Annotated in this window: 14 protein-coding genes, 1 tRNA gene and 1 pseudogene; 14 read left to right on the top strand and 2 right to left on the bottom strand. The window is 43.7% G+C overall.

The annotated features are described in order from the left end of the window. The 6 genes from DW205_RS17195 to DW205_RS17175 all read left to right on the top strand — a co-directional run bounded on the left by DW205_RS17195 (window position 1) and on the right by DW205_RS17175 (window position 9,761). Window positions 1–1,260, top strand: a complete 1,260-nt coding sequence (locus tag DW205_RS17195; RefSeq protein ID WP_005863322.1) for a cellulase-like family protein — start codon at window positions 1–3, stop codon at window positions 1,258–1,260. Window positions 1,261–1,394: 134 nt separating this feature from the next. Next, window positions 1,395–1,952, top strand: a complete 558-nt coding sequence (locus tag DW205_RS22605) for a sugar-binding domain-containing protein (RefSeq protein WP_128616841.1) — start codon at window positions 1,395–1,397, stop codon at window positions 1,950–1,952. Window positions 1,953–1,958: 6 nt separating this feature from the next. Then, complete coding sequence (locus DW205_RS17190) at window positions 1,959–3,635, top strand: glycoside hydrolase family 2 TIM barrel-domain containing protein (RefSeq protein ID WP_008778807.1); 1,677 nt, start codon at window positions 1,959–1,961, stop codon at window positions 3,633–3,635. Between the two features lie 152 nt (window positions 3,636–3,787). Further along, a complete protein-coding gene (locus DW205_RS17185; protein ID WP_005863317.1) occupies window positions 3,788–6,985 on the top strand; it encodes a TonB-dependent receptor in 3,198 nt (1,065 codons plus the stop codon). Window positions 6,986–7,002: 17 nt separating this feature from the next. Next, entirely contained in the window at window positions 7,003–8,508 is a 1,506-nt protein-coding gene (locus DW205_RS17180; protein WP_005863316.1) for a RagB/SusD family nutrient uptake outer membrane protein, read from the top strand. A 332-nt stretch (window positions 8,509–8,840) separates the two neighbouring features. Beyond that, window positions 8,841–9,761, top strand: a complete 921-nt coding sequence (locus tag DW205_RS17175; RefSeq protein WP_005863315.1) for an Rpn family recombination-promoting nuclease/putative transposase — start codon at window positions 8,841–8,843, stop codon at window positions 9,759–9,761. 39 nt (window positions 9,762–9,800) lie between these two features. Here DW205_RS17175 and xerD read toward each other — a convergent pair whose 3' ends face one another. After that, window positions 9,801–10,706, bottom strand: coding sequence for a site-specific tyrosine recombinase XerD (gene xerD / locus DW205_RS17170; protein ID WP_005859891.1), 906 nt, complete (start codon window positions 10,704–10,706; stop codon window positions 9,801–9,803). A gap of 100 nt (window positions 10,707–10,806) precedes the next feature. On the opposite strand from xerD, the gene aroQ reads away from it, so the two are divergent. From aroQ to DW205_RS17145, 5 genes are read left to right on the top strand one after another with little or no spacing between them, the layout of a single operon-like run. After that, the gene (gene aroQ / locus DW205_RS17165) at window positions 10,807–11,223 is read left to right on the top strand and encodes a type II 3-dehydroquinate dehydratase (RefSeq protein WP_005859889.1); all 417 of its coding nucleotides are present in this window, start codon (window positions 10,807–10,809) and stop codon (window positions 11,221–11,223) included. A 60-nt stretch (window positions 11,224–11,283) separates the two neighbouring features. Beyond that, window positions 11,284–12,741, top strand: coding sequence for a pyruvate kinase (gene pyk / locus DW205_RS17160; RefSeq protein WP_005859887.1), 1,458 nt, complete (start codon window positions 11,284–11,286; stop codon window positions 12,739–12,741). 5 nt (window positions 12,742–12,746) lie between these two features. Continuing rightward, a complete protein-coding gene (locus DW205_RS17155) occupies window positions 12,747–13,382 on the top strand; it encodes an O-methyltransferase (protein ID WP_005863313.1) in 636 nt (211 codons plus the stop codon). A gap of 12 nt (window positions 13,383–13,394) precedes the next feature. After that, entirely contained in the window at window positions 13,395–13,730 is a 336-nt protein-coding gene (rbfA, locus tag DW205_RS17150) for a 30S ribosome-binding factor RbfA (RefSeq protein ID WP_005859883.1), read from the top strand. A gap of 11 nt (window positions 13,731–13,741) precedes the next feature. Continuing rightward, entirely contained in the window at window positions 13,742–14,971 is a 1,230-nt protein-coding gene (locus DW205_RS17145; protein ID WP_008778805.1) for an FtsX-like permease family protein, read from the top strand. 44 nt (window positions 14,972–15,015) lie between these two features. Here DW205_RS17145 and DW205_RS17140 read toward each other — a convergent pair whose 3' ends face one another. Further along, window positions 15,016–16,098 (bottom strand): mannose-1-phosphate guanylyltransferase, encoded by a 1,083-nt coding sequence (locus DW205_RS17140; protein WP_005863311.1) that lies wholly within the window; start codon window positions 16,096–16,098, stop codon window positions 15,016–15,018. 203 nt (window positions 16,099–16,301) lie between these two features. Between DW205_RS17140 and DW205_RS17135 the strand changes: the two genes are divergently transcribed. The 3 genes and pseudogenes from DW205_RS17135 to DW205_RS22880 all read left to right on the top strand — a co-directional run. Next, window positions 16,302–16,385: transfer RNA gene (locus tag DW205_RS17135), tRNA-Leu, on the top strand. A gap of 240 nt (window positions 16,386–16,625) precedes the next feature. Next, window positions 16,626–17,534, top strand: a complete 909-nt coding sequence (locus DW205_RS17130) for a hypothetical protein (protein WP_005863309.1) — start codon at window positions 16,626–16,628, stop codon at window positions 17,532–17,534. Window positions 17,535–17,563: 29 nt separating this feature from the next. Continuing rightward, window positions 17,564–17,764: pseudogene (locus tag DW205_RS22880) on the top strand (DNA-binding protein); the annotation flags it as partial.

Here is a 17,764-nt window from a genome sequence, read left to right as displayed (position 1 = left end):
ATGGATAGAAGAGTATTTATTAGACAAACAGCGGTAGTGGCATTAGGCAGCTTAGCGGCTTTCGATTTATCAAAGGCATCAGCTAAAAATGAAATGGCTTTTGCGGGGAAAGGAAAGATATCGCCCCGTGCAATTACCATGTGGGATTTTTCTTGGTTGGAGAGACGTTGGCCCGGAGCCGGTTATGAGAACTGGGACCAAGTATTGAACGAACTCTCGGAACGGGGGTATAATGCGATACGTATTGACGCTTATCCCCATTTAATCGCAGAGAATCCAACGAAGAAATGGTTGCTTAAAGAAGTCTGGAATCAACAAGATTGGGGAAGTCCGGATATGAATGAGGTGCAAGTTCAACCGAATTTGAACTTGTTTTTGTCGAAGTGTAAGGAGCGGGATATTAAGGTGGGGCTTTCTTCTTGGTATCGCCTCGATGTGGATGAGGTTTGCCTGAAATTGGATACACCGGAAAAATTGGCAGATTGCTGGTTGACAACCCTTCGTTCGATCGAGGAGGATGGACTATTGGATACGATCCTTTATGTGGATCTTTGTAATGAGTGGCCCGGTGATTCGTGGGCGCCTTTTTTCGCTAAGATATACCCGAATGTCGGTTGGGGGAATTGGTATAAGGAGGAATCCTTACGATGGATGAAGACCTCATTGGAAAAGATGCGGAAAACATATCCGGATATGCCATTCTTATATTCGTTTGATCATGGAGATGTCAAGAAGTATGAAGAGGTAGATTGTTCTTTCCTTGATTTGTATGAGCATCATATTTGGATGGCGCAACAGAATGGTGGCGAATTTTATAAACAGGTAGGATATGGCTACGATCGTTTTTCTCCGGATGACTATAAGAATGTGGTGAAAAACGCGGAACGGGTTTATCGGGAAAGACCTGGATATTGGCAGAAGTTGTTGACTGATAAGATAGAGCTTATGGCTTCTGTGGCCCGGAAGAATCGCCGTCCTCTTGTTACGACAGAATGTTGGGGATTGGTGGATTATAAGGATTGGCCTTTATTGAAATGGGATTGGATAAAGGATCTTTGCGAGTTAGGAGCTATTACAGCGGCCCGTACGGGTATGTGGGTCGGTGTAGCGACCAGTAATTTTTGTGGGCCTCAGTTTGTTGGGATGTGGCGAGATGTGGAATGGCATAAACGATTGACTTCTATTATCCGTTCTTCTCCGATTGATGCGTCTCTCATGAAGAATAATGAGGTAGCAGCCAAATTGTTGAAACGACTTTAATCTTGGGATGGTATGTATTACGATCATTCTTATATTTTGATAAGATTCTAAAAGCAGGAGGTAAATTTCTAAAAAGTTTATGTTTCTAATAATTGTAACTTGCCTTCGTGAAAGAGTTAAATAAATCGGATGTCATGAAAAGAATAATTTTAATTATGTGTTGCTTCCTATCCGTATTCGCTTGGGCCGATGACGGGAGGACAACGATCTCATTAAATGGGGAATGGGATTTTGATCAGACGGAACAGGCTTTTCCCCCACGGAAATATACCCGTAAGATACCGGTTCCGGGATTGGTGCATCTAGCTAGGCCGAAAATCTCTCAATACGAGAAATTCTTCAAGAAGCCTGACGGCGTGGAGTTGGTGGAACAGTTTAATTTCTTGGAGAGAGATTATACGCCAATGTATAATTGGTATAAGCGAAAAGTATTTATCGACGAGAAATTCAAGGATGAGCAATTATTCCTTACGATAAAGAAAAGCCAATACGTTACACGAGTCTTCGTGAATGGACATCAAGTAGGGTCTTTCATGGAATGCTATACTCCAATGGATTTTAATATTACGAGTGCCGTAAAATATGGCTCGGACAATGAGATCTTAATTCAGGTGGGCGACCGGGCGTGGTTGCCTAGCGAGGCTGCCGGTGGTACGGATAAGGAGAAAGTCCATTACCTACCCGGAATCTGAGACGACGTGTTCATCACGGCTACCGGTAAGATGCGGGTCGACAAGATTTTGTTCCTACCTTCTCTGGCTAAAGGATTGGTGACAGTTAAGACTTTGGTGAGAAGTTTGTATCCACCCCAAATGTTGTATGGGGATAAAATGAAGGACTCTTGTAAGATTGAGTTCTGTGTCAAGGAGAAGACCACAGGGCAGGTGGTTGGAAAGAAAGTGATTGAAGGTGAGGTTAAACGGGATAATAGGACTTATTTCGAAACGAGTATCTCTTTGGATAATCCGAAGGCTTGGACTCCGGACTCCCCTTTCTTGTACGAAGGCGAGGTCTCGGTGTATGACCAAGATGAGCTTGTAGATCGTTATTCGGTGAACTTCGGGATGCGTGATTTTTCGAGAAAAGGCAAATTCTTTACGCTTAATGGGGATAAATTCTACTTACGAGGCTCCAATATCACGCTTCAACGTTTCTTTGAGGACCCGGATTGTCAAGCGTTGGCTTGGGATCGGGAATGGGTGAAGAAGCTGATGATAGACTTGCCAAAGTCGATTGATTGGAACGCTATGCGAATATGTGTCGGTATTGTTCCGGACTTCTGGTATGATCTTTGCGATGAGTATGGCATCGTATTGCAAAATGAGTGGCTTTATTGGCAAAATCATGGATGGGATGAACAGGTACGTAAGGAGTATACGAATTGGGTATGGAGCGATGGCAATCATCCCAGTATCGTGATCTGGGATGCGATCAATGAGAATTGGGACAGTTATATAGGAAATACGCTGATTCCCGAACTAAAGGAATTAGACCCGACCCGGATCTGGGATGCCGGCTATATGACATCTGATCAGATGGGAACGAATGATGAGATGGATGAGCCACACCCATATCGTGCGCTAACGTTGATGCATTCCAGTGAACTGAACGACTACTTCAAAAACAATCCCTATAACTTAGGTGCATTGCATGAGAATTGGGTAGGTTTCTCTTCTATACTAGATGCGGGCGTTCCTCAGTTGGTCAATGAGTACGGATGGATTTGGTTATGGCGTGATGGACGGCCCTCGAAATTGACACTCAATAATTATAATTATTATCTCGGCGAGAACGCTACTCCGGCTCAATGCCGTGAATTGCAAGCCTATTGGTTACAGCTTGAGACCGAGTGGCTGCGTTCAGAACGCTCGGTGGGTGGAATCTTGGCCTTTTGCCATCTGACCAATAATTATGGTTTCACGGGAGATTGGTTTATCAATGATATTAAGGACTTGCAACCTTCGCCGGCTTTCCGGTGGTTCAAGCATTGCTTCGCTCCAACGGCGGTCTTTATCGACTTGACGGACCATCGTTATACAAAACATCTCCCTGCCTTGAAACCGGGTAGTGATTTAGTCTTCAACTTGGTTGGGGTGAACGACTTGAATAAAGACTCGTCAGGAAAAGTTCTCTTGAAACTACTAGACGAGAAAGGAACTATTATTTCGACACAAGAAGAGTCTATTGTGATTGAACCTTTTGGCAAGCGGCTTCAACCTTGCCTTCTGAAATTGCCCTCAAAAGCAGGAGGTTATCTTTTGATAGCCGAGTATCATGAGAAGGGGGGGGCGAAACCAGTACTTAGTCGCCGTTATCTAAAAGTAGGCGATGCGGTAACCTCTTTCAAGGATTACTTTGAGTATACATTAAATTAGTTAGGTTAGCTTTTATATCCAATTTCCTACGGCGGCACTCCTCGTGAGTGCTGTCGAGGGGAATGCTACCCCTTTTTTGAAAATACTCAGAGTCCGAATAACCAAAAAGTAATGTTAGGAATATTGTTTAAACCTTTAAATTCGAATAATTTATGAAAAAGAAAAGTAAGGATCAGCGATGGCGTTGGATATGTGCCGGGTCATTATTGCTCGCTTCCTTAAGTGGCAATCTGGAGGCAAGCGGCCTTTCCCATCCTGATGTAAATCCGATGGAAGTTTCTCAAACGGTAAGAAAATTGCGAGGAACGATCTTGGATACGAATGGAACTCCGGTTATCGGTGCGAGTATTTCCGTAAAAGGAACTACTACCGGTACGATCTCTGACATGAATGGTGTATTTACGCTAGATGTGAAAAATGGCGATATCTTGGAAATCTCGTTTATCGGCTATCTCTCCCATACGGTTAAGGTCGGTACGCAGACTGATTTGCAGGTTGTCTTGAAAGAGGACACGCAAGCCTTGGATGAGGTGGTCGTGGTTGGTTATGGCGTCCAGAAGAAGAGCGTGATGACAGCGGCCATAAGCCGGGTCACCTCCGATGATTTGGAGAAGCTGACACCTACCCGGGTAGAGGATGTGTTACGGGGAAAGGTTTCGGGAGTAAGCATTATGCAGAATTCCGGACAACCGGGAGCCGAGTCGAGAGTCCGTATCCGTGGTACAGGAACTATTAATGATAGTAACCCTTTATATATTGTGGATGGAATGCCACTTGAAGGAGGTGTCGATTATCTGAATCCGCAGGATATACAATCTATCGAGGTCTTAAAAGATGCCGCTTCAGCCGCTATCTACGGTTCGCGTGCGGCTAATGGTGTTATTTTGGTTACGACAAAGAGCGGGAAAAAAGGAAAAGCGGTTGTCAATTATGATTTCTCAATCGGTTGGCAAAATCCTTGGCGAAAAATGTCGGTCTTGAATGCCACCGAATATGAGACAATAATGAATGAGGCTTACGTGAATGCCGGGATGGACCCTATTTACGATGATCCTTCGAAAGCAGGTGTAGGGACGAACTGGCAGAATGAGATTTATAACGAGAATGCCCCGATCATGAATCATCAAGCGAGCATCAGTGGGGGTGGTGATAAGGGAAGCTATTTCCTCTCTTTTGGTTATTTAGATCAAGAAGGAATTGTTGGAGGAAAAGATAAGTCGGATTATAAACGATATAGCTTACGTTTCAACAATACCTATAATGTGTTTGAGAATAAGGCGAATAAATTTTTCCGTAGTTTCAAGGTCGGTACGAACCTAGGATATACACGGATCATATCCAAAGGTATTTCGGAGAATGACAACTTCTCCGGCCCGTTAGCAAGTGCGGTGATGACTCCACCGAACGAATCGGTCTATCTGGAGAATCCTTCGGCGGAAGATCTCGCTTATTACGAGAAAAATTATCCCGGCTATGTCAAGGATGATGAAGGCCGCATCTATAACGTGATCGAGAATCAAGAGATCGTGAATCCGGTCGCTATGATGCAGACCTTAAACAATAACAAGGACTGGGATAAATTTGTAGGTTCTGTTTGGGGTGAATTGGAAGTATTCGAGAATCTTACGTTTAAGACCTCTCTCTCCACGGATATGGCTTTTTGGGGCGAAAGGAATTGGTTCCCAGTTAGCTATTTGTGTTATATGGTCAAGACTGAGAAATCGAGGGTGGAGCAAACGATGAATCGTGGCATGAAGCTTCTTTGGGAGAATACGTTGAATTATAAACGTTCGATCGATAAACATAATTTCGCCGTTTTACTGGGAACCTCTATGGAACGGTATGATAGTAAAAAGGTAAAGGGAACAGCATTGAATTTACGAGCGGAAGATGATCATAAAGCATGGATCGATTTTACCAATAGTGCCTCTCCCGGCGATCAGCATTCGGAAGGTGGTGCGACAGAGCATCGGATGGCGTCCGTTTTCGGACGATTAAACTATAATTATGACGAAAGGTATATGCTAGAGTTAACCCTTCGTCGGGACGGTTCCTCTAACTTCGGCCGGAATAATCAATATGCTTATTTCCCTTCTGTCTCCGCGGGCTGGACGTTGACTAACGAGCCTTTCATGGAAAATAAACCGGGATGGTTCGATTTCTTAAAAGTACGCGGAAGCTGGGGCCAAAACGGAAATGAGAAAATCGGGTCGTTTGGATATACTACGACGATGACCGGAGGAAATAACTATAGTTTCGGGGCAAGTTCGAACGGTGTCATCCATAGCGGAACAAAACCTACTTCTTTGGCCAATCCTGATTTGCGTTGGGAAACCTCGGAGCAATTGGACTTTGGATTTGATTCCCGCTTCTTTAATAACTCCCTTTCTTTCAGTTTTGATTGGTTCAAGAAAGATACAAAAGACATGTTGATGGAGCGTCCGATACCCCTATATGTGGGAAGTGGCTCGCCTTTGTCGAATGTCGGGACATTGACCAACCAAGGTATCGAGCTTGAAGTCGGTTATAAATTAAGTGTAGATAAAGTGAATCTGTCTTTCTTGGCGAATGCTTCTTATGTGAAGAATGAGATCAAGAATCTAGGAAATCAAACAGGATATATCGATAAGGAGAGTTTACCGACTTTAGGTACGGTATCAAGGAACCAAAATGGTTATCCGATCGGTTATTTCTTCGGATATAAGGCGATTGGGGTTTTCCAGACACAAGAGGAGATCGATAACTATATCAGTCCTGCTACCGGTAAGCCTATACAACCGAATGCGGTACCCGGTGATACGAAATTTGAGGATTTGAATGGAGACGGTGTGATCAGCGATGATAACGAGGACCGTACGATGATAGGCAAACCTAATCCGGATTGGATAGTTGGACTTACTGTTGCGGCTGATTGGAATGGCTTTGATTTAAGTGCCTTTTTCCAAGGTTCTTTCGGGGCGGATGTTTTCGATGCGTTACGCCGTTATGAGCTGGCGGCGGTCAATTATACGTCGGATGCTTTGGAAAGATGGACAGGACCGGGCACCTCCAATTCGATGCCAAGGATTGTCTTGGGTGATACGCCTAAGAACTTCCGTCCGTCTACTTTGTTGGTTCACGATGCTTCTTTCTTGCGCTTACGTAATTTACAGGTAGGTTATACGCTGCCGGCCCAGTTGACCCGAAAAGCTTATATACAACGCTTGAGGTTTTATGCGTCGTTCGATAATTTGTTGACTATTACGGGATACAAGGGAATGGATCCGGAAATCGGTTCGACAATGGGTATAGATAAGGGTGTATATCCTCAAGCCCGGGTTTATACATTTGGATTGAATTTGACATTTTAATCATTAAAATTAGTGTTATGAATAAATATATTTATCTGCTAGCCGTTGTATTCGGACTAAGTGGCTGCAATGATTTTTTAGAGTTGTCTCCGACGAATAAGGTTATCGAAACGGATTATTACAAGACACAGGAGGATTTGACCGAGGCATTGGTCGCTGCCTATGACCCGTTGAAATGGAACGCTTATAATGCGTATAGCTCTTATGAACTGGTAAGTAATATCATGTCGGATGATGCGGAGACCGGTGGATCGACGGTCTCGGATCAACCGCAGTTGCAGCGAGTGAATGATTTTACCAATTGGGTGACACCGACAAACTTACCCGAGGGTTTATGGGGGCGTTCGTATGAGGGTGTGAACCGTGCGAATATCGTGATAGAGAAATGCCCTCTTCTTCCGGAGGGGACGATGTCGGAGGAGCTTCGTGATCGTTATGTGGCTGAGGCTCATTTCTTGCGTGTATTTTATTATTTCCAGTTGTGGCGTTTCTTTGGATACATACCGTATTACGAGACGAATTTGGGGTTGGATGATATAACAACTGTCCCTCAGTTACAGCCGGATGAGGTCTATGCGAAATTAATCGAGGATTTAGATAATAATGTTATTGGGAAGTTACCTAAGATAGTCCCGGCTAATGAGAAAGGACGAGCTACGAATGGTGCCGCTATCGCGATGAAAGCACGTATCGTTCTATATCAGAATGATGATACTAAAATGAAGGAGATCGCCAGCCAATTGAAAGAACTAATTACCGATCCTGCCTATCAATATGATTTGATCCCGGATTATAAAGTTCTTTTTGATGATGAGTATGAATGGTGCAAAGAATCTGTTTTTGAAGTCAATTATACGGAAATCGGGAACTCGAATGATTGGGCAGGCAAGGCTAATCAAGGTAACTCCGATATAATAATGCTAGGAGCCAGAGGTTTGAAAGATCCTAATAATGTATATGTGGAAGGTTGGGGTTTTGCGCCTGTAACAAAAGCATTGAATGATGCGTTTTTACCAAATGATCCTAGAAAGTGGACAACAATCATAGATCATGAGGAGTTTAGAGCGGAAGGCGGGACGGTTAGCTCGGATGTGAATCAATATACAGGATATAGCGTACGCAAATATCATCCTCGTGCGGGGTATTCTTCTACGGTTGGCACGGAAGCGCTGAATTATAAGAACAATTACCGTGTAATTCGTTTCTCCGACGTATTATTGATGGCATCGGAAGCTTTGTTGAGAAGTGGAGGTAGCGTAGGCGAGGCACAGGATTATTATGCGAGAGTCGTTAAACGTGCGATGGGGGATGATTATAAGGTTCCGGTGGTTTCATTGGATAATATCTATAAGGAACGCCGTTATGAGTTTGCGATGGAAGGTATTCGTTATTGGGATTTAGTACGTACGAACCAAGCAAAAGATTTTATCAAAGGTTGGGATGATACAAAGAAATACTTACCGATCCCTCAGTCGGAGATTGATAAGTCGGATGGCCATTTGGTACAGAACCCTCATTTCTAAGAATTGAGCTGTATTTACATTTGTTCATTTTAGGAGAACCTGATAGCTTTTAATTTGTTGATAATTAGATATGGATGTGTGATCATTTGTCCACATCCATGTTTTTTGTCTTTAAGTAAATAGTTTAAATCGATAAAATATGAGATTAAAATAGAGTAATAACGGTACACGAATACCCATTTGCGACCGCTTACGATCCCGTTCGTTGGCTATTCACTTACGGATCCAAAAAGAAGGACATTTCTTTTTAGATGGGATAGGCTTGTATTCCAGATCTTTTTATGTACATTTGAAGCCACCCAATAGTGGGGTAACTAAAACATGATATGACTATGGAAAAGAAAACAGAAAAAGAGGAGAAGTATATGAAGGAATTACAAGATCGATATATCCGTTTCGACTGGGCCATCAAACGCCTACTCCGGCAAAAAGCGAATTTCGGAGTGCTAGAAGGCTTTCTTACCGTGTTCTTGGGCGAGCAGATCAAGATTGAGGAGATATTGGAGAGTGAGGGAAACCAGCAAATGGCCGATGATAAATTCAATCGGGTGGATATCAAGGCTAAGAACACAAAGGGAGATATCATCCTTATCGAGATCCAGAATACCCGCGAGCTTTATTATTTGGAACGTGTGCTCTATGGCGTGGCGAAAGCCGTCACCGAGCATCTTCATTTGGGACAGGACTATTCCGGGGTGAAAAAGGTCTATTCTATCAGTATCCTTTATTTTGATATAGGCGTAGGAACCGATTATCTGTATCACGGGCAGAACCAATTTGTCGGCGTGCATACCCATGATCATTTACAGGTAAATACCAAGGAGAGGGGTGCGATCGTCAAGCGTCTTCCCTCGGAGATCTTTCCGGAGTATATATTGGTCCGGGTGAATGAGTTTGATAAGGTGGCCGTGACCCCCTTGGAGGAATGGGTGCGATACTTGAAAGATGGGATCATAACTTCCGAAACGACAGCCCCTGGCTTGGAAGAGGCACGAGAGAAATTACGCTATTACTCAATGTCTCCCGAGGAACGTTATGCTTATGACGAACATCTGAATGCGATTATGATCCAGAATGACGTGTTGAGCACTGCTAAGTTTGAAGGACGGGAAGAGGGATTAGCGGAAGGTCGAGAAGAAGGCCGTGTGGAAGAACGTCTAGAAACAGCTCGGCGTATGCGGTCTGATGGGCTTTCGATGGAAATGGTCGTGCGTTATACTGGTTTGTCAGAGGAGGAAATAAATAATTTATGACATCCTTGAGGCTTTGCTAGCGGAGCAGGATCGGTTCTTTTAAGTTCTTGGCCTGCTCCTCGGATGATGTTCCAGTATCTCTTTGCGAAGGAATTCCCGGTCGATATGTGTATATATCTCGGTGGTGGTGATTTTCTCATGCCCCAGCATCTCTTGGATAGCGCGTAAGTTGGCGCCGCCTTCCAGCAAGTGGGTGGCGAAAGAATGACGGAAGGTATGGGGACTTACGTTTTTATGGATACCGGCGGCCTCCGTCTGTTGCTTGATGATATGAAATACCATGATACGGGAGAGGGCCGTCCCTCGCCGGCTTAGAAATAAAATATCCTCGAAGCCTTTTTTAACCACGACCGAATTCCGGTCATACAGATAGTTTTTAATTTCCCGCAAAGCAACTTCGGAGATAGGAACAAGCCGTTGTTTGCTTCCTTTACCCTCTACCCGGATGAAACCTTCCTTGGGATATATATCCGAATAACGCAGGCCAGTAAGCTCCGATACGCGCAGTCCACAACTATATAAAACCTCCAGCATCGCACGGTTCCGCTGTCCCTCGGGAAGCGTGAGGTCTATCGTGTCGAGAATGCTATTTATCTCGTTGACGGTTAATACTTCCGGCAGCTTCAATCCGATCTTGGGAGACTCTAACAATTCGGTCGGATCATTTGTTATATAATTGTCAAGCAATAAGAAACGATAGAACGATTTGATACCCGAGATGATGCGTGCTTGCGATCGGGGATGGATACCGATGTCACGTAATTGGGCGATGAACTGTTGCAAGTCGTCGTAGCTGATCTCCTTAACGTCCTTTTTCTCATCCTCTGCGAAACGTAGCAATTTGTCAAGATCTGTCAAATAGGCGTCGATGGAGTTGGCTGAGAGCGATTTTTCTAACCGTAAATAGGTGTTATATCGGTTTATTATATCTTTTCCTTGTCGCATTGTCGGTATGTCGTTATGAATGTGTCAAATAAAATCCTTACCTTTGCCGGATAATTCCGGCCTCAACGGGCGGTACAAAGGTAATAAACTTACAATAAGAATGAAGAAGATTCAGATCATCAATGGCCCTAATTTGAATCTGTTGGGCAAGCGAGAACCGACAGTATACGGAAATGCCTCGTTCGAGGACTATTTGAGCGAGTTACGTGCCCGCTTTCCTCAGTGTGAGATATCTTATTATCAAAGTAATGTGGAAGGAGAGATAATTAACAAGATCCATGAGGTGGGTTTTGAATATGACGGTATCGTGTTGAACGCCGGCGCTTATACGCATACTTCCATTGCGTTGCACGATGCTATCAAGGCGGTTACTACGCCAGTCGTGGAAGTGCATATCTCGAATGTGCATGCCCGTGAATCGTTTCGTCATGTGTCGATGATATCGGCGGCATGCAGGGGAGTGATTCTTGGGTTTGGGCTGGATTCGTATCGGTTGGCGATCGAATCGTTTATGTGATAGAAGGTTTAGTAGGTTATCAAATAGAATTAATAATTAGGTTATAATAATTTAAGGTATATGTTAAAGCATACGAAGATTGTTGCTACAGTTTCCGACCAGCGCTGCGACGTTGCGTTCGTTGAGGCGTTATATAAAGCGGGAATGAATGTGGTGCGCCTGAATACGGCTCACATGATGGAAGAGGGGTTGACCCGTGTGGTAAATAACGTCCGTACCGTATCCGACCGTATCGGTATCTTGATGGATACAAAGGGGCCGGAAGTACGTACCACGACGACGGTAAACAAGGAACCGATCCCTTTCAAGACTGGAGAGATCGTGAAGGTAATCGGTAATCCCGATCAGGAAACTTCGCATGATTGTATTTGTGTGTCATATAAGAATTTCGTGAACGATTTGGCGATTGGCAGCGACATCCTTATCGATGATGGTGATCTGGAAATGAAGGTTACCGGGAAATCCGGCGATTGTTTGCTTTGCGAGATCCAGAATGACGCTACGCTAGGTAGCCGCAAGAGCGTGAATGTGCCGGGCGTACGTATCAATTTGCCTTCGTTGACTGAGAAAGACCGTAATAATATCCTTTGGGCGATCGATCATGATCTCGATTTTATCGCTCACTCATTTGTTCGCAACAAACAGGACGTATTGGATATCCAACGTATCTTGGACGAGCGTAACAGCCCTATCAAGATTATCGCTAAGATCGAGAATCAAGAGGGTGTAGACAATATCGAGGAGATTTTGGAAGTGGCTTATGGCGTCATGATCGCTCGTGGTGACTTGGGTATCGAGGTTCCGGCTGAGAAGATCCCGGGTATCCAGCGTATGCTGATCCGTAAATGCGTGGAGGTGAAGAAGCCGGTTATCGTGGCTACGCAAATGCTTCATTCCATGATTAATAATCCTCGTCCTACTCGTGCCGAGGTTACGGATATCGCCAACGCTATTTATTATCGTACGGATGCTTTGATGTTAAGCGGTGAGACGGCTTATGGAAAATATCCGATCGAGGCGGTACAGACCATGACGAAAGTGGCTCGTGAAGCCGAGAAGACCAAGCTTTCTGCGAATGATATCCGTGTGCCGATCGAGGGGAATGATTTAGACGTGACTTCTTTCTTGGCGAAACAAGCCGTTAAGTCTTCTTCTAAATTACATGTGAAGGCGATTATCACGGATAGTTATACGGGTCGTACGGCACGTTATCTGGCCGCTTTCCGCGGAACCTCTACTGTGTTCGCTATATGCTATAATCCTCGTGTGATGCGTATGTTGGGTCTTTCTTATGGGGTATGGGCGGTTCATCAGCCGTACAACGACAGTCGTAGGGGATATTTCTATGATGCGTTGAACCAGCTGATCCATAGCGGACGTATCACTCGCAACGATATGGTAGCGTATTTGAGCGGTAGCTTCGGCGAAGGTGGCGGTACCAGCTTTTTGGAGATTAACAACGTAGGAAAGGTGCTGGATGCCGGCACGCAATATCAGTTGCCTACTTTTAAAGAGTAAGAGGAATGTTTACGGGCGAGATTGATGCGTATATTCTTTCTCATATAGATGAAGAAGGGGATTTGCTGTCGGCGTTGAATCGCGACGCCAATGTGAACCTTCTCCGTCCGCGTATGCTATCCGGGCATTTGCAGGGTAGGATATTGAAGATGTTTTGCCGGATGATTCGTCCGAGAAGAGTCTTGGAGATCGGGACTTATACGTCTTATGCCACTTTGTGTATGGCGGAAGGCATGGAAGAGGGGGCGTTGATCCATACGATCGAGATCAATGACGAGATGGAGGATTTTATCATGAAATATCTTTCCCGCTCGCTACATAAGGACAAGATAAAAGTCCATTTGGGGGATGCGATGGAGATTATCCCCCGTTTGGATGAGACGTTCGATATGGTTTTTATCGATGCCGACAAACGCCTGTATTCCGAGTATTATGATTTGGTATTCCCGATGGTCCGTCCGGGCGGCTTGATTCTCGCGGATAATACGCTTTGGGACGGTAAAGTGGTAGAAGAAGTGCATCCTTCCGATAAACAAACGAAGGGAATACTGGTTTTTAATGAAAAGGTTAAGCAAGACGATCGGGTAGAGAAGGTGATCCTCCCTTTACGTGACGGCTTGACGATGATCTGGAAAAAGTAAATAATAAAGCGTATGGAAAGTACTAGATTACAAAAGATCGAACGCCTTCTTCAGAAGGAGTTGAGTGATATATTTCAGAAGCAGACGCAAGGAATGCATGGCGTATTGGTCTCTGTCAGCGTAGTTCGTGTAAGTCCGGATTTAAGTGTGGCGAGAGCTTATTTAAGCATTTTCCCGTCGGATAAATCGCAAGAGCTATTGGAGGCTATACGGAGCAATACGAAAGCGATCCGTTTTGATTTGGGGCAACGTATTCGTTTGCAGGTTCGTAAGATTCCTGAATTGAGCTTCTTTATAGACGATTCATTGGATTATATCGAGAATATCGACAATCTTTTGCATAAGTAATCAGAGGAGCCTTGAATCTTCCGTTCTATATAGCCCGGCGATATCTCTTTTCGAAGAAGTCGCACAATGCCATAAATATCATATCGATGGTATCGGTATGCGGGGTTGTTGTCGCCACGATCGCCTTAGTATGCGCCTTGTCGGTCTATAATGGTTTCAACGATTTGGTCTCTTCTCTCTTCAGCAATTTTGATCCGGAGTTGAAGATCATGCCTCGGAAAGGGAAGGTTTTCGACCCGACCTCGGAAGAGATACGTAAGGTGAGGGAATTGCCCGGCATTGTTTGTTTTAGTGAGGTATTGCAGGACAATGCCTTGGTCCGTTATCGAGATCGTCAGGGTGTAGCTACCTTGAAAGGTGTAGACGAGCAATATGAGAAACTGGCGCAGATCGATAGTATCTTGATCGATGGAAAGTTCCTTCTGAATGACGAGGTGGCGAATTATGCGAATATGGGGATCGGATTGGCTTTCTCGCTAGGAATAAACGCTGGCTTCGTCTCTCCGCTAGAGATCTACGCTCCGAAGCGGGAGGAGAAGGTGAACATGGCGAATCCGGCTTCTTCTTTCAATTTGGAATATGCTTATATCGGTGCTGTCTTTCGTACGGACCAACAGGTTTACGATGATTCATATATGATCGTGCCTTTGTCATTGGCCCGTTCTTTATTTAATTATGATAAAGAAGTGACAGCGGTGGAATTGAAGGTGAAAGATAGCGGAGATATCGCTCCGGTAAAGAAAGAGATTCAACGTATCCTAGGTGATCAATATATCGTGCAAGACCGTTTTGAGCAACAAGAGGCTTCTTTCAAGATGATGCAAGTCGAGAAATGGATGACCTTCTTGATCCTTACTTTTATATTGGCGATCGCCTTATTCAACGTGGTGGGTTCTTTATCCATGTTGATGATCGAGAAACAGGAGGATGTGAGTACACTGCGTAATATGGGGGCTGATGACAGTCTGATCCGTCGGATTTTCTTGTTTGAAGGCTGGATGATCTCCGGTTTTGGAGCTTTGATCGGAGTCTTGATCGGGGTTGTACTTTGCTTGCTACAACAAGAGTTTGGCTTTATAAAACTAGGGGAAGCTGCCGGAGCGTTTATTATAGAGGCTTATCCAGTACGTGTAGTCACGGTGGATATAATAACAGTCTTTGTAACGGTATTAACGATAGGCTTTTTGGCTGCGTGGTATCCTGTACGATATCTTGCTAAGAAGTTGAAAATTGAGAATTGAGAATGAATACCGCTTGCCGATAATTCTCAATTCTCAATTCTTAATTAGTTGTATTCTTTTCCGTATTTGATTTTAGCGTCGGCTACGAATTGTTTGATACGTTGTTCGTCATCCTTCTTACAAATCAATAATACGTTTCCGGACTCAGCCACGATGCAATCTTTTAGCCCTTGGATAACGGCTAGACGTTTCGGGTTATTTAATGCGATCACATTGCCGGAGCATTCGTATAGCATTGCCTCGTTATTTTTCAATACTGCGTTCTCATTTTCGTCTTTATTCGCTAGGTCGAACAAAGATCCCCAGCTACCGAGGTCGGCCCAACCGAAATCTACACATAGCATATATACGTTGTGCGCTTTCTCCATGATACCGTAGTCGATGGATATATTTAGGCAATAAGGGAAATTCTCTTGGATGAACGCTTTTTCTTCCGGGGTATTAAATTTATCCTTACCTAGATCGAAACGGCTGCTGATATCCGGGAGATATTTAGAGAACGCTTCCAAGATCGTATTCACGTTCCAGACGAACAAGCCAGAATTCCAGAAGAATTCTCCACTTTCCATAAATACCTTTGCCAACTCGAGATCCGGTTTTTCAGTAAAGGTCTTTACCTTGGTGAAATCATCTACTACCGTATCACTGCTTTGGATATATCCGTATCCTGTTTCCGGGCGGCTAGGCTTGATGCCCAAGGTGACCAACGCACGGTTTCTCTTCACGAAATCCAACGCTTTTTGAACGTCCCTCAAGAAAACATCCTCTTTTAAGATCAGATGGTCGGAAGGGGCTACGACAATATTGGCTTCCGGATTGCATGCCTTAATATGATAAGCCGCATAAGCGATACAAGGGGCTGTATTGCGACGAGCCGGTTCCAAAAGTATTTGTTCTTCCGCTAATTCCGGCAACTGCTCCTTGATTAAGTCCGCATAAGATTCGTTGGTAACGATGTATATATTTTCAGTAGGGATGATTTTTGCGAAGCGATCAAATGTCATTTGCAGTAAAGACCGTCCGCTCCCAAAAAAATCAAGGAATTGCTTTGGGTAACTTTCTCTACTGAAAGGCCAGAAACGGCTACCGATTCCGCCTCCCATGATGACGCAATAATTATCTTTCATGATATTGGCTGTTATTATGATTATACGTTTACAAATGTAACGAAATAATCTTTCTATGCGAAACAATCCCATACATATTCCCACTGTGAAAAAAATATTTGAAAATTTTTACCCAAACGCTTGCGGGTTTAAAAAAAAGCTGTACCTTTGCAACGCATTTGAGAAACAAACCTACTGCTAAAGCTAAAAGGTTAATCAAAAATGCCCAGATGGCGGAATTGGTAGACGCGCTGGTCTCAAACACCAGTGGATTCACTTCCATGCCGGTTCGATCCCGGCTCTGGGTACTAATAAACCCTGATAATCGACTGATTATCAGGGTTTTTCCTTTCTGTAAGGCGTACTAAATGTGTACTGAGCGACAAAAACAAGAATAGAGTGTACTTTTGTGGTTTTCATCCTTTCATCTTTATGATTTCTTAACTCTTATGCATTCTTTTCTGTCTTATTATTGCTGATGTTTTCTCGGAAAATGCGATTTCCACCTTATATTTGTATCTGAGAACAAAATTATATAAGGTACAGTTATGGAAAATCATATAGAAACCAATTTCAGAGAGATACAGAAGATATTAGATAGTTGCGTATCGCATGGCTATAAAACTAAAGTAGATGCACTATTTTTAAAGCGTGAATATCTGACACAGGCTCAGCTAAAGGATTATTTGCGGCAGGAAATTTTCCGTGTTACCGAAAATATAGTAGCCATTCAGCAAAAATACCGTGTCGTGCGTGATATTGTACAGGATATGGATGTTCCCGATTTTTTGTGGGAAAGCGGTTATTTTGAGGACTTAAACTCTAATGAGAGGAAAAAGTACATCGTTTTCCGCTGTTCTGATTTTGATATGGACGCATATTTGCATGAACCGTCTTGCTATGATGAACGACTTCCTTATTTTTCCATCATTGTTAGCCTTGTGGTACTTTCCAAGTATTTGTACTTTCTGCAAGAACAGGAAAGCAAATACTATACAGATTCTATTGCCTCCCAAGAACAAGTCTTGCCAAAAGAAAAAGATGAAAGTGTAGAAACCACTCCAGCCAAGATTGTGGGTAAAAGCAATCCCTTCAAATCCACTTTGAAAGCCAATGAAATCAAACTTCTGACTGAATGTGTGAACGAAGCGAATATGTTTACTACTACTGTCAGCACCAAAATACTTACCGATTTTTTCAACTGTAAGTTGGACGGTGTATTGAAAGTTAATAATACCCGTCTGTTGGCTTACCTAATGATGCAACTCAGCTGTTATAACTACATCGTTTATGAGTGGCAGTCAGTTATAGCAAACAACAAGTTGATATTGAAGAAGATAAAAGGAGAACCGCTTACACGTACTGACTTGTCGATTGCGACAGACCAGGCGAAGAACATCTATCCGAAAGGATATGAAATCATAGACAAATACATCAAACAACTGCAAAAAGGTTGAGCATAGATTGAACGCTCAAACAAAGGTCAATTAGACTTCATTTTCAACCTCTTAACTTTGCTCCCGTTAACACAAAAGACGAGGGTGCGCACCTTCATATTGTTTCACCTAAAATCCCAAACGATATGGAAAAAGACTTGGAGTTAAGAGTTTCCGAACTCGAAAAGATGTTGTTCCTTTCAAAGAACGTGCTTAGCTTCGATGAAGCGAGCAGGTTCTTGAACCTTTCT

The organism is Parabacteroides sp. AM17-47 (assembly GCF_003434625.1).
In the GTDB taxonomy this organism is placed as follows: Bacteria; Bacteroidota; Bacteroidia; order Bacteroidales; family Tannerellaceae; genus Parabacteroides; species Parabacteroides distasonis.
The sequence above is the reverse complement of the archived record's forward strand: the minus strand, read 5'-3'. Positions and strand labels throughout refer to the sequence as shown.